We start from the raw sequence: 13,638 nt of genomic DNA on the forward strand, positions 1-13,638 counted from the left end.
CTCTTACTAAAATAGTAAAAGTAAAAAAAGAAACCTTGCCATAAATTTTGTAACATATACTCTTAACTTAAATGTCTGAAACAAATCTATATATTAAAATGATAAAAACAAATAAATGATTTGTCAAAGTTTAATTTTTATGATTTTAATAAAAAAAGTTGTTTAATTTTTGAAAAGTGAAAAAAGTTTTGAGGTATTTATGTGTTTAATAAAAAATTAAATAAAATATTTACGTTCTTCTAAAGATAATAATCTACAACTTTTAGATATAAATTGATGTCGATATTTCGCAATTAGATCATAAACAGGATTACTAATGAAGTTTGGAACATATTTTAAGTAAGAAATGTAATACCATTTAGAGTTTAAATGACTTAAAATTTTTAAAAACCCATTTGCTTTAGTGTAAACTATTTGATTTTCAATTAAAAAAATAGAGTCTAATTGTTCATTAATATTAAACTGTAGCTTAATTTGTTTGCCAATATTAGATTGTTGAGAAATAAATCGTAATCTATCAGAAGGTTTTTTATTTAATATAAATAAGATAGATTGATTGCAAAATCCGCAAGTTCCATCATATAATACAATAACGTATTTTTCTAATAACTTTTTAGTTTCCATAAGTTTTATTTCGATATAGAAGTAAATATGATGCAATGAATAAAACTGAAACAATTATAGTCATTACAAATCCATAACTATAAGAACTATGTAATCCGCCAAAATAATCTAATTCTTTAACTTGGTTTAAGTTGCAGTACACTAAAAAGAAAAAGGTGATTTCAAAAGTTTTTTTAGATTTTGTAAAAGCTCCTAAAAAAACTGCAACTAGAACAATGAAGATAGCGCCAAGTAAAACATTTAATACACTACTAAAATTTAATTCTATTAAATACCTAATTAGTACAGGTAATGCAATAAATAATGAGATAGATAAGCCAGCTATAATTCTTGAAATAGTTAATCTTTTTAATGGATTATACGAAGAGTTGGTAAAGAAATGTGTTCTAAATGTTTGGTCCTTTGTAACTAAATCTGACCATACGGTTACTTGTAAAAACCATAAAATAGGTAATACATATAAATGAGCAATACTTAAAGGTATAAAAAACATACTTGTAAATCCGCATATAGTTAATATCCATAAATACGATGGGTTTTTACGAACAATCATTAATAACTCTGCTTCAATTAACGGAGCTAAGCTGTAAGACATTTCAATATCTTGATTTAAGTTTCCGAGCTTGAAATCAGCACTTTTATATTTAGTTTCTTCAGAAATAGTAATAGTTTTCCTAGGTGATTCCTTATAATTAAATCTATGAAAGAAAAAAGAAGCAATTACAGATACCAAAGCAGCAATTAAAATCCAAAACAACCTACTATATATGTACCAACTAGGAAAAAAAAGCGAGTTCATTTGAAATGTTTTTTCAGGATTTCTACTTCCAGAGACAAAACCAATAGATAATCCAATATCCTTTTTATTAAAAGTTTCTTGTACTTGATTTGCAACACTACTTGTTACATGTTGAATTCCAAAAATGTCTGAAGAAAAAACTGAAGTTTCATTATTAGTTGCTGAAAATAATGTAGCGAAGAATAAGAATAAAAACACTCCATATTGAAGCATTCGTTTAGTTGGAAAAAATATTTCTAATACTACAGCTAGATTAGCAATTAAAAACAATGTTGGAATAGCTATTAATACATAAGGTATAATAAAACTTAAAACATTGAAAGTATGGGTGTTTCCATACAAGAAAAATAATGCAATTCCAGTAATAAAAATTATAAGCAAAATGGTTAATAAAACTAAAAAATTACTTGCTATTTTAGAGAATATATAAGCAATATTTGAGATTTTAGTAGTTCCTATAATGTGACCAATTCTGGTTTCTATATCTTTTTTAATACTTCCATTAACTAAGAAGAATCCACATAAAGATAAAAATGTACTTGCTAAAATGGCTGTTACAAAACCGATCCATTCTGCTGTATAATCTCCAGTATATCCGCCAAAACTAACAGTGGTATAATTTGCTTCTTGAGAAGGCACAAAATTAAAAGCAATAAATAAACTAAAGGCTATAGTTATCAGAAAAGAATAACTTCTAATATATTGTAAATAATTTCCTTTAATAATATTGAAATATTGTAACATCATGGTTTTAGTTTTTAGTTAAATAGATATAGGCATCTTCTAGAGTAGGAGTAACCATTTCTCCAATTTGATTCACTGCATTTGAAATGTAACGTACTTTAAATTCGTCATTCATTCGATATGAACTAACTACGTTAAAATTGTTTTTGAAATTATTTATATTAGCTCTACTTATAGTAGTTTCATAAACTTTACCTTCTGCTAGTTTGGTAATTGAATCTTGTTTGTCTTTAATAATAAGATTACCTTTTTTCATGATCGCAACTTCATCTGCGATAGATTCTATATCAGAAACGATATGAGAAGATAGTATAACGATTCTATTTGTTGCTAAATCTGAAATTAAATCACGGAAACGCAATCTTTCTTCTGGATCTAAACCAACAGTTGGTTCATCAAAAATTAAGACTTTCGGGTCATTTAATAATGCTTGTGCAATTCCAATTCTCTGAATCATTCCTCCAGAGTATGTTTTTAGTTGGTTTTTAGCTGCATCAGTTAAATTAACCTCTTCTAATAATGTTTCAATTCTATAGTGTAAATTTTTTCCACCGACACCTTTCATAGCAGCCATATATGCTAAAAATTCGTAAGCATTTAAGTTAGGATATACTCCAAAATCTTGAGGTAAATAACCAAGTGTTTGACGCATATAATTAGGATGTTTCACCACATCATTTTCATTTAAGAAAATATCACCTTGCGTTGGTTTTGTAATGGTAGAAATCATTTTCATTAATGTTGATTTACCGGCACCATTCGGACCTAAAACTCCTAAGATTCCTGATGAAATATCAATAGAATAATCACTTAATCCTATTTTCTTTGAATTGTATTTTTTCGTAAGATTTTTTATCGTTAACTGCATGTTCTTTAATTTTTAAGGTGAATATTCTATTGATATTTTTGTTTTTTTATTGAAAGACTATCCTTTGCTAATCATACGTTGGAAGTTCTCTTTCTTAACATGTACTTGTGATAATGGAATAGATTTTTGAGTCTTATCTTTTTCGTCTACTTCTTTAAAACGATTGTTAAACTCTTTAGCTGTACAATAAGAAATTGTGTTTGTGTTTGTAGATTCGAATGGACTATTAGTTTCTAATACTAATCCTGGTAATCCGAAGAAAGTATGAGGTCCACCGTTTACTGGAATTTCTGGAGTAAACCAAACATAAATATCAGCATTTCCTTTTAAGTGAGCTTTTTTACATTGGTATCCGTTAATATCTTTTTGCTCATCAGTAAATTCCCACTTAATGTTGTTACTTTTTTCTTGGAAAAAGATGTCTTTACCCATAAAGTTTTCTTTTCCTTTAATTTCTCCTTTTTTGTTCTTTAAAACATAAAAAGTATATCCTGTTGTACTTAAATTTTTAACTTCAGAAACAGAATCTAAAACGAATAACGATTCTTTAGTTTTTGTGTTGATATAATATGTACTATGAACTTTGTAATCTCCCATCATCTTTAAAAAGTTTGATAATTTCTGAGGATCTTGAATTTGCTTTTTCATCATTCCAACCATAAAGTCAGATACACATCCACTGGTATAATTTACTTTAAGTACTTCTTTTTTATTTGATTGAGCGTTAGTGTTTAATGCGAAGATTGCACAAATGATTACTGCTAAAGTTTTAAATGTTTTCATGGTATTAAGTTTTAAAAGGTTATATTTTTTAATTTTTATAAATTGAATTTTATTCCTGCTATGAAATAGTTTAATGATTGGTTATTTACCAGCGTTGTGGTAATACCGTTTCTGATGATGAATTGTGAGTTATAAGCATCGTTTTCAAAGATGTTTAACAATTCTCCTAAGTGTCGTCCTTCTATACTATAAGTGATTTTACCTTTAGTATATTCAAATCCTAGATTAATGTTCTTTCTAGAAAAAGTAGTGTTGTTTATAATGTTATTATCGTATAAGAAACTAATGTTTCCTTTGTAAGATTTATCTTTAAATAAGATTGAAAAAGAACTGCTTGAGTATCTAGAATCGTAAGATAAATTTTCAACTTCATCAGTAATAAAAGATAATCTTGTAGAAAGACTAAAATTTATAAAACTGTCTGTTATTGTTTCTATATTTAATCTTGGAGCTATATTTTGTGTTGTAATATTTACATCTTGTTGCCCGATTTTAGACGGGTATTTAGCTCCAGAATATGATAGAGAAAGATCAACTTTTGTAGGAAACTTAATTGGCGCTACTGTTTTAGAGTAAAAAGTTTCTATAGAATAGTCTTGTGCTTTTTCGGCAATGAAAAAATCATATTCCGAAATACCGTTTTGTTGTTGTACAAAAGCTCTTCTTAAAGAATTATTCTGTGTTTCATAATTAAAAGAGATAGAGAATATTTCTGCATCAAAAAGATTATCGTAATTATAACTCGTGTAAAATTGATCTGAATAGTTAAAGCCTAAAGGAAAAATTGAATTTCCATTCCAGATACTATTAAAAGGTTGAATTGTATTTATACCAGATTCTATTTCGTTGAATTTTCTTTTTCTAGAATAACTAATGTAATATCTATGCATTTTACGATCATAATCTACCCAAAGTGACATTGGTATAAAAGTGTCATTCTGTTCAGTAATGTTGTTTAATGTGTTAGAAAAAACATCTGTTCCTAAAGAAAATTGATAATCTAATCCTTTTTTAATAACATCGTTACCTCTTACTTTTAAGTTTACTATGTAATTATTACGATCTCTTTCTATAAGATTTATACTATTATTTTTGTCGAAGATTTTTTCTTGAGTCCTGTAATAATCCAGTGTTAACCTTGGAATAAAGATTTCAGATACTTTTAATCGTAACCCTAAACCTCCAGAAAATTGATTCTTATTAAACTTATAATCTTGTTCATCGTTAATTGTAGATGAATTATCTGTAACGTTATAATCGTTCAAGAAATTTGTTCCTTCATGATATAATGCTGTATTTGCCTCTAAAATTAAATTCTTTCTAAGTTTACTTTTTAAATTTAATTGATGATATCCTGAGAAAACCTCATTTAAATTACTAGATGAAATATTGTTAGTGCCGCTTGCTGTTCCGTTAGTGAACAACTCATTTTCAATTGTACTTTTATTTGTATCATCTATATAATTTGCATTTAAATTGTAACTTAAAATTGTTTTGTCTGAAACTTTGTATGCTAAACCTAAAGCGCCTAAGAAAGATTGAGTTTTTGTTCTTGTATTATCTGTTGTATTTAATAAATTCTCATTGTTTAATGTGCTTGTGTTTTGTAAAACACTGCTAATTCTATCTGGAGCAAAGTGATAAAATACTCCTGAAGTTTTTAAACGTTGAGTTTGATTTCTTAAAGTTAAGTTTGTGCTTGAAAAGAAATCTTTTTGAAGGTTTTCGTTTGATGCAAATAACATTCCTAAACTCTGAGCCTGATATGGAGAGAAAGGTTGTCCTACACTAAATAATTTCTTTATTTCGTTTGATTTTATTGTTGTTTTACCAATGTTGTTGGTGTTTTGTGTTAAGAATGCGTTTAAAGATTGAGAGAATAAAAATCCTTTTGCACGTATTTCGTATTTGTTGTTGTAGCCGTACTTAGTCTCTAAAGAACCATTCATAATTGTTTGATTCTTATTTTTAGTGTCAATGTTTAATACACTTTCTTCTTCATCTTCAAAATCTAAAGAGAAATCATCACTATAGTTATTAATTACGCTAATTCCTTCTATGATTTTATTTTCAATATTTTCTAAAGCAATACTATTTTGATTTTCAAATGAAGGTTTTTTGTTAACTAAAATTTTATCTATGTTTTTTCCTTTATAAATAATAGTCCCATCATCAGAAAGTCTAAAGTTTGGTATTTTCTTTAGTATGTCTTTTAAATTGTCGTTATCATATAAGTTAAGTTTATCTAACTCTAACTTAACAGTGTCTTTTGCTTTTTTACTAGACACTAGAATTACTTCATCTAAAGAAGTTAGATTTTCTTCTAGTGTGAAATTTTTAATAATTGAGTTTTTGTTTAGATCTTCAGTTGTAAAGTTGTATTGTTTTTTAAGAAAAGCAATGTGAGATACTTCTAATGTATAACCCGAATTTACAGCAGCTTTAATTTCATAGTTTCCTTGTTCGTTGGTTACAGTGTACTCTATAATTTTCTTTTGAGTATTGTAAAGTATTACTGCTACACCTTCTATAGGAAGTTGATTTAAGTCTATCACTTTTCCTGAGATAACCTTACTTTGAGCAAAACCTAATAAGGTTTGCATTAAGAAAATAAGGATGATAATATGTTTACGATTTAAATTCATTTCAGTATGAGTTATACAATGTTGTTTTCATAACCATATACATTGTAAAGCTATGTATATGGTCAAAAAAATTATTCTTTCTTTCTTTTTCTTGTTGTTCTTAGCAGTATAGTTAAAAGAATATATAATGTTAATGCGCTAAAAAATACGGCAGGAATGAACCAATTACCTAGTATTTCTGTTACATTCTCATTTGTCTTTAACATTCCTAAGGCTACAAATTCTCCGTCTTTTAAGAATAAACCAGTATTTTCTGGATATCTAATTTTCAAGTACATTAAAATCCCAAAACCTAATAAAAGAATGTATAGAATAGCAAAAACACTATAAACAAATCCATTTTTTATATTTAAAAATATAGCTTCAAATATATGTTTAGGATTAAAAGTTCTTGTTGCTTGTTTTAATTTTTTGTCAGCAACTAAAGGTTTTAAAACTACCTCTGGATCTCCTAAATCTTGTGTTATTTTTAATATTTTTTCCACTTCGTTTGTGTTGCTATTATTTAATATACCTTCATATATATGGCTATTAAACTCCATTAATACATCTTGTTTATCGCTATCCGCTAACACAGAAATCGTTCTACGAATTCTTCCAAAATAATTATCGTAGATTTTTTGAGCCGATTTGTCTTTAAACTCTATGTTTTTCATTTTGTTAGCTTTTTAATTGATGTTTCAAGTGATTGCCAATACTCAATCATTTCGTCTAATGTTTCAACCCCAATAGCAGTAAGTTGATAATATTTTCTAGGAATTCCTGATTCTTGTTCTACCCATTTAGAAGTCACTAATCCTTCTTTTTTTAGTCGATTCATTAATGGATACAATGTACCTTCAGCAATTTCTATAGTTGTATATTTTTTTACCTGTTCAATAAGTTCGTAGCCATAAAACTCATTATCTCTTAGTACATTTAACAGGATAAAAGCTAATGTACCTTTCTTTACTTGCGACTGCCATTTTTGAACAAATTCTGAATTCATAATTCAAATATATAAAAAAATACATTGTAATGCTATGTATTGTGCTAAAAAATGTTAGACTGTTTGCGTTTTTAAAGACTTTTTATTGAATTTAATATTGATTTTTTCAATGAACTTCAATTTAAGATGTTGTCCGAATGCAATAAAATTTAATAATATCATTATCGAGCCAAAAGTGTAAAATTCCATAAATACCGCGATTCCTACGTGTAATAAAACAACTAACCACAATGTTACTTTTCTTGTGAATTTAGTGAACATTAAAATTGGGTATAGTAATTCTAAAATCACAGTTCCCCACCCCAGTATTTTAAAAAACATTGGATAAGCAATTAAAGGTAATGAGTTTTCAATTACACTATCAGAAGTGTAAGTGTTTATAACGAACCATATTGCATTTCCATCAATCCAATCTGTACCTAAAGCTTTTCCTAGTCCAGCAAAGAAATATACCAGACACAAATGAATTTGTAAAAATCGTATGATAAATGAATACAATGAACTTTGTATGTCTTTTTTAAATAATAAACTAGAACATATAGCTAGATTAATAAATAATGTAAACGACATGAAATAATCTGCTCCGTAAGAGAATAAGTAAGCTGAATTAATTAATGTAAAGTGAACAAACCAAGCTACAAAAGCAAATCCAGTTCTTTTAAAATTAGAAAGTATTGCTATTAAGCTACCAATATACATAAAGATAAACACTAGTAGCGTAGCATTAGCATTTAAGCCGATATAAGAAAAACTTTTAAAGAACCAATTTAGTACTGGTTGGTACCAAAAAGCATATCTTTGATTTACTTGGCTTTTAATAATGCCTTGATCGCTAAAAATATGAAATACATCTGGTAATACTGTAAGTATATTCACTAAAGCAAAAAGAGTAATAAGTTTAATCGCAAACTCTCTGTTTATACTTATAGAATTTTTAAAAATAAAAGATTCAATTTTAGTAATCATAATACTATTATTAATTGTTATTACTTGATTATTTTTTAGCTATTCTCTCCTTTTTTGTTGCAGAAAATCCTAATATACTTTTACGCTTAACACCGTAACCTAAATCTCTTGCTGTTTGTAGATCCATATATTTACTTAAGTGTAAATAAACATCTATTTTATCAATGGTTGGATTAGCAGAGAAAAGATAAGAAGATATGGAGCGCAGTATAACATCCCGTTCTTCCTCATTAAAAATATTAGATTTGAAATGCAAGTTTGCACATTCAAACTTTAATTTAGATTCTTGAGTAAGTAATGGTAAGTCAATTCGTTTTCCATCAGCAACAAAAGTGATATCTACTTTTGTCTCAGCTACATTTGGTGAAAAAAAGGAATATCCTCTGTTTGTTCCTGTAAAAATTGAATAAAAGTATATGAAATCGTTTACAGATTTAGAACATTCAAATATGCTGCTGAAATCAACAATTGATTGACCAACCGGATTTAATGTTTCGTACGATTTTTTGTCTTTAAACTCGGTAAAGCTTGTAAATCCAACAATCAACATAAAAGAAATATGAGTAATAAGGTATCCTAATAGTATGTATTTAAAAGTCTTCATAGAGTTTAATTTTAAAAAGTTTAAAAAAAGGAAAAGGTTACCGGTTGTAACCCTTCCTTATTTTTTAAAAGAATCTTAGTTCTCTGATTTATCAGGAGTAGCAGTTTCTTTAGATCCTTTGTAAACGAAATCTCTAGAAATAAAAGTCCAATCTTCTTTTTCAGCTACAAAAGCTTCAAAACTTTCAGCAGTATTGATGTTTACATCATTCATGTCTACTGGTTGAGCGTTTACAGTTGTAGTTAAAGATCCGATTACTAAAGCAGTTAAAGCGATTCCTCCGATTAATTTTGATACTAAATTTTTCATGTTTATAATATTTAAAAAAGGTTAATTAAAAACAATCATAGTTTTGAGACGTTAATTGATCATCGGTCTAACCTCTGGCCTTCGGTATTTGTTACACTTCAAAGGTAGTAACAATCTCTTCTTTCGATGCTACACAAAAGGGTAGTTGATGTTTAATCTATTGAAAACTACACTTTTGGGTAGTAATTGAGAGTTGTCCTCAGTAGTGTTTATTGTTACTAATGATTTATTTTTATTATAGAAGTCTATTAGTCCCTTATATGGTAATGCTACTGGTATAGTTTCTGACCCTAAATAGTGTATAGGTCTGCCTATTATTTCTGCTTTTATACCTAATAAACGCAATACTCTTAATAATTTACTATCACATTCTGCAAATGCAACATTATTTTCATGTTCACAAACTGGAGCTATGGCGCAAACCATTAATTTTTTAAATAAATTAATATCTCCAACATTTTTTTTGATTGCAAAACGACCAATATGAAATATGTTATTTATAGAGTCATTCTTAACTGCTAAAAATGGATTAATACCAAATATCTTTTGAATGGGTAAAATATCTTTAAAATTCCATTTTAAAACTCGAATAGCTCCGTTTATACTGCCTATGATATCTTTAGATACAAAAATTTCAGAATTATTATAATAGTTTAGTTCTTCATAATAGATAGAGTTGATGTCATCTGTATGATTTTCAGGTAGAGTTTCATTGGTGTGATGATTGTAGTTTTCATGAACAATAAACTCTGCTAATTCTATTATTTGATGTATTTCTAGTTTCTGTAAATAGTTTTTAGATGGTATCATAATTGAATATTTTACCTTAAAACTATCTAGAGATTGAAGCAGTTTTGTTACACTCAAGTGTAGTAATATGTTGATTTACTGAAAACTACACAAAAGTGTAGTTTTGAAAATTGTGAAATAAAAAAAAGATTTATATTTGGAAAATACTAACCAACCTTCTATATATGGCAAATGTTAATGATTTTTTTTACAGCAAAAATACCGTTAACGAAATTTCAGATGAAGATCAAAATCAAACGGTTGACTATCTGGAACCAGTAAAGGCTTTTGCTAGGACTACCTATAAAAGTATCTATATTATAGATTATGAAAAAAAAGGTTTTGAATATGTTTCAGATAATCCACTTTTTTTATGTGGACATACAGCAGAGGAAGTGGAAAAGATGGGGTACGCTTTTTATTTCAAGTATGTTACTGAACCAGATTTAGATCTCTTATTAAAGATTAATACTATAGGTTTCGATTTTTATGAGAAGCTACCGGTAGAGGAACGAAAGAATTATACTATTTCTTATGATTTTCATTTAAAGAATAACGAAGGGAAAATAATTTTGATTAATCAGAAATTAACTCCTTTGTTTTTAACTAATGATGGGAAAATATGGAAAGCTTTATGTATAATATCGTTATCGGCTGAACAAAACTCGGGGAATATTAAAGTTTACAAAAAAGGGGATAATAAAATTTTCAAATATGATCTTGAGGGAGACTTTTGGAAAACTACAGAGAAGATAAAATTAACTAGTAGAGAAAGTGAAATTTTAAGATATTCTATTAGGGGTTACACTATAAATGAGATTGCAGAAGCAATTTTTGTATCTCCAGATACTGTAAAATTTCATAGAAGAAAGTTATTTGACAAACTAGAAGTAGTTAATATCTCTGAAGCAATTGCTTATGCTACAAACAATAGATTAATCTAGTTATTCATAATTGTAGATAAATAAAACTCAGGAAATTCTTTGTGCTCTTTACCGGTTGCAATGTTAAATAAAAGATGTGTACACATTGCTGCTACTGTCCATGATGCTATAGAAAGCTGTGGTGGAGGTAAAGGCTCTTTTTCGTTAATGTATTTTTCAAGGATTTCTTCAATCCAATCGTGTGGGTTACCCCAAAATTTTAGATAACTAGTAGCGTATTTCACTACGTTAACTTCGTTAAAATCTTCATTTACACGTTTAAGGGTTTTTAAAGATAATCCTTTAGGAGATATCACAGTTACTAAACCGCCCCAACCTAAATTGTAAGGGTGAAGTACAGGTATGTTGTTTTCTTGACAAATTTCGTCAAATAATAAAGGGATGTCTGAAGAAAAGTCTAAAGCGTTAATCGCAATTTGATGACCTTCTATACATCCTTTTATATTATCTTCTGTAATAAATTCATTAAATACATTAATTTCAGCATTAGAGTTAATGCTTAATAATCTGTTTTTAATTGCTTCTACTTTGTCTATTGAAATATCTTTTTCCGTGTAATTTTGACGATTTAAATTAGAGTATTCTACTTGGTCTCCGTCTATAATGGTTATTTTCTCAAAACCTAATCGTAATGCACATTCGGCTATTACACTTCCTATCCCAGATCCACCAAGAATAACTGAACAATTTTTAATGATCTCTTGCTCTTGGCTATTTAAATATAATCTATTTCTAATGTATCGTTCATTCATTTTTACTGGGATTTAGGTCAAAAGTACTATCAATTAATAAGATGTTAACTACACAAAAGTTTAGTTGTTTAAAAAGTAAGTCAATTATTTTGAAAATATAAAAAAAGCTTCTCAGAATTGAGAAGCTTTTTGCGGTCTGGACGGGACTCGAACCCGCGACCCCATGCGTGACAGGCATGTATTCTAACCAGCTGAACTACCAGACCGTTGCCTTATTGCGGGTGCAAACTTACTATTTTTTTTTAAATTGATAAAGTATTTATGAAGAAATGTTTAGAGAAAAAATTTTAATGTATAAAAAAAGCTTCTCAAAATTGAGAAGCTTTTGCGGTCTGGACGGGACTCGAACCCGCGACCCCATGCGTGACAGGCATGTATTCTAACCAGCTGAACTACCAGACCGTTGCCTTATTGCGGGTGCAAATATATAATCTTTTTTCATTTCTGCAAAAACTTTTTTTAAAAAAATTACATTTTCTTTCTGCTAATTAAATAGCTTGTTAAAATAGAATTGTATCCATCATGAATATTAACAGGCACATAATTAATTTTATATTGCAAACATTCGTTTTTTAAATCATTAAAAAATAATTCCGTCTGTTTTTTATAATTGTCTTTAACTGTATCAGGATAAAGGTTTATTTCTTGATTAGTTTCTATATCAACAAACTTTTTAGGTCCATCTTCAAAATCAAAATCTAATTCTAACTTTTTATCGTAAGTATGAAATAACACAACTTCATGTTTGTTGTACTTTAAATGTCTCAGTGCATTAAATAATTCTTCTTGATTTTTATTGGTTTGAAACATATCAGTAAAAACAAAAATTAAAGACCTACGGTGAATCTTTTCTGCAATTTCATGAAGATATTTATATGTATCTGTTGACTTTGAATTAGTTTTTGAAGTTAATGTTTTTTCTAATTCATTAATAATGAGTTTTCTATGACGTTCGCTTCCTTTCTCAGGAGCGTAAAATTCATATGTGTCAGAGTAAATACTCAAGCCAACTGCATCTCTTTGTTTTTTTAAGATTTCAATTAATGAAGCAGCAGCCACACAAGAAAATCCAATTTTGTTAAGATCATCAAATTTTTGAACTTGCTTAATCGGATAATGCATCGATGAAGAGTTATCTATAATGATATGGCACCTTAAATTAGTTTCCTCTTCATATTTCTTAGTGTATAGTTTTTCTGTTTTAGCAAAAAGTTTCCAGTCAATATGTCTAGTGTTTTCTCCTTTGTTGTAAAGTTTATGTTCAGAGAATTCCACAGAGAAACCATGAAACGGACTTTTATGCATTCCTGTTATAAAACCTTCTACAACTTGTTTCGCAAGAAGTTCTAAATTTTTTATTTCTGAAGATTGAAGAGATGAAAGTTGTATACTCATAAGTTTTTAAAAATAAAAAAGGTTTGACGATCGTCAAACCTTTTTTATTTAATTTTTCTATAAAATTTATAGTGCAGCATCAATTTTGTCAGTATATGCTTTCTTAGGAGCAGCACCAACTTGCTTAGCTACAACTTCACCATTTTTAAAAACTAATACAGTAGGAATATTTCTAACTCCGTACTTAGCTGCAAATTCTTGGTTAGCATCTACATCTACTTTACCAACAACAGCTCTACCTTCATATTCGCTACTAATCTCATCTATGATAGGTCCAACCATTCTACATGGCCCACACCAAGTAGCCCAAAAATCAACTAAAACAGGTTTGTCAGATTTTAATACTACTTCTTCAAATGATGTATCTGTAATTTCTAATGCCATTCTTTTGTCTTTTATGTATTTATTAACTACAAATGTAATAATTT

At 28.1% G+C, this 13,638-nt stretch carries 15 protein-coding genes and 2 tRNA genes; 1 reads left to right on the top strand and 16 read right to left on the bottom strand.

Annotated features, from left to right (window positions below; all coding sequences use genetic code 11):
• Positions 1-216: 216 nt before the first annotated feature.
• The 11 genes from AC2TEO_RS13140 to AC2TEO_RS13190 form a co-directional block, all read right to left on the bottom strand.
• Complete coding sequence (locus tag AC2TEO_RS13140; protein ID WP_442265269.1) at positions 217-624, bottom strand: thiol-disulfide oxidoreductase DCC family protein; 408 nt, start codon at positions 622-624, stop codon at positions 217-219.
• Positions 614-2,170, bottom strand: a complete 1,557-nt coding sequence (locus tag AC2TEO_RS13145; protein ID WP_442265270.1) for a hypothetical protein — start codon at positions 2,168-2,170, stop codon at positions 614-616. The genes AC2TEO_RS13140 and AC2TEO_RS13145 overlap by 11 nt, the downstream gene beginning before the upstream one ends.
• A gap of 4 nt (positions 2,171-2,174) precedes the next feature.
• Positions 2,175-3,035, bottom strand: coding sequence for an ABC transporter ATP-binding protein (locus AC2TEO_RS13150; protein WP_442265271.1), 861 nt, complete (start codon positions 3,033-3,035; stop codon positions 2,175-2,177).
• A 57-nt stretch (positions 3,036-3,092) separates the two neighbouring features.
• Entirely contained in the window at positions 3,093-3,818 is a 726-nt protein-coding gene (locus AC2TEO_RS13155; RefSeq protein ID WP_442265272.1) for a GLPGLI family protein, read from the bottom strand.
• Between the two features lie 35 nt (positions 3,819-3,853).
• Positions 3,854-6,463 (bottom strand): carboxypeptidase-like regulatory domain-containing protein, encoded by a 2,610-nt coding sequence (locus AC2TEO_RS13160; protein ID WP_442265273.1) that lies wholly within the window; start codon positions 6,461-6,463, stop codon positions 3,854-3,856.
• A gap of 71 nt (positions 6,464-6,534) precedes the next feature.
• Positions 6,535-7,119 (bottom strand): DUF1700 domain-containing protein, encoded by a 585-nt coding sequence (locus tag AC2TEO_RS13165; protein ID WP_442265274.1) that lies wholly within the window; start codon positions 7,117-7,119, stop codon positions 6,535-6,537.
• Positions 7,116-7,451, bottom strand: a complete 336-nt coding sequence (locus AC2TEO_RS13170) for a PadR family transcriptional regulator (protein ID WP_299677561.1) — start codon at positions 7,449-7,451, stop codon at positions 7,116-7,118. Before AC2TEO_RS13170 ends, AC2TEO_RS13165 begins: the two co-directional genes overlap by 4 nt.
• A 54-nt stretch (positions 7,452-7,505) precedes the next feature.
• Positions 7,506-8,417 (bottom strand): HTTM domain-containing protein, encoded by a 912-nt coding sequence (locus tag AC2TEO_RS13175; RefSeq protein ID WP_442265275.1) that lies wholly within the window; start codon positions 8,415-8,417, stop codon positions 7,506-7,508.
• Positions 8,418-8,445: 28 nt separating this feature from the next.
• The gene (locus AC2TEO_RS13180; protein WP_442265276.1) at positions 8,446-9,021 is read right to left on the bottom strand and encodes a hypothetical protein; all 576 of its coding nucleotides are present in this window, start codon (positions 9,019-9,021) and stop codon (positions 8,446-8,448) included.
• 75 nt (positions 9,022-9,096) lie between these two features.
• Positions 9,097-9,330 carry a hypothetical protein gene (locus AC2TEO_RS13185; RefSeq protein ID WP_442265277.1) on the bottom strand — a complete coding sequence of 78 codons (234 nt, stop codon included), beginning with the start codon at positions 9,328-9,330 and terminating at the stop codon, positions 9,097-9,099.
• A 129-nt stretch (positions 9,331-9,459) separates the two neighbouring features.
• A complete protein-coding gene (locus AC2TEO_RS13190) occupies positions 9,460-10,140 on the bottom strand; it encodes a hypothetical protein (protein ID WP_442265278.1) in 681 nt (226 codons plus the stop codon).
• Positions 10,141-10,304: 164 nt separating this feature from the next.
• Here AC2TEO_RS13190 and AC2TEO_RS13195 point away from each other — a divergent pair, with 164 nt between their 5' ends.
• The gene (locus tag AC2TEO_RS13195; RefSeq protein WP_442265279.1) at positions 10,305-11,063 is read left to right on the top strand and encodes a response regulator transcription factor; all 759 of its coding nucleotides are present in this window, start codon (positions 10,305-10,307) and stop codon (positions 11,061-11,063) included.
• Here the strand turns inward: AC2TEO_RS13195 and AC2TEO_RS13200 are convergent.
• The 5 genes from AC2TEO_RS13200 to trxA form a co-directional block, all read right to left on the bottom strand.
• Positions 11,060-11,815, bottom strand: coding sequence for a ThiF family adenylyltransferase (locus tag AC2TEO_RS13200; RefSeq protein WP_442265280.1), 756 nt, complete (start codon positions 11,813-11,815; stop codon positions 11,060-11,062). The two genes, AC2TEO_RS13195 and AC2TEO_RS13200, sit on opposite strands and share 4 nt — an antisense overlap.
• Positions 11,816-11,947: 132 nt before the next feature.
• A tRNA-Asp gene (locus AC2TEO_RS13205) sits at positions 11,948-12,021 on the bottom strand.
• Between the two features lie 122 nt (positions 12,022-12,143).
• Positions 12,144-12,217: transfer RNA gene (locus tag AC2TEO_RS13210), tRNA-Asp, on the bottom strand.
• 66 nt (positions 12,218-12,283) lie between these two features.
• Complete coding sequence (locus tag AC2TEO_RS13215; RefSeq protein ID WP_442265281.1) at positions 12,284-13,210, bottom strand: DUF58 domain-containing protein; 927 nt, start codon at positions 13,208-13,210, stop codon at positions 12,284-12,286.
• 66 nt (positions 13,211-13,276) lie between these two features.
• Positions 13,277-13,594 carry a thioredoxin gene (gene trxA / locus AC2TEO_RS13220; protein ID WP_299677588.1) on the bottom strand — a complete coding sequence of 106 codons (318 nt, stop codon included), beginning with the start codon at positions 13,592-13,594 and terminating at the stop codon, positions 13,277-13,279.
• Between the last annotated feature and the right edge of the window lie 44 nt (positions 13,595-13,638).

This window comes from Tenacibaculum aquaeponti (genome assembly GCF_057221555.1).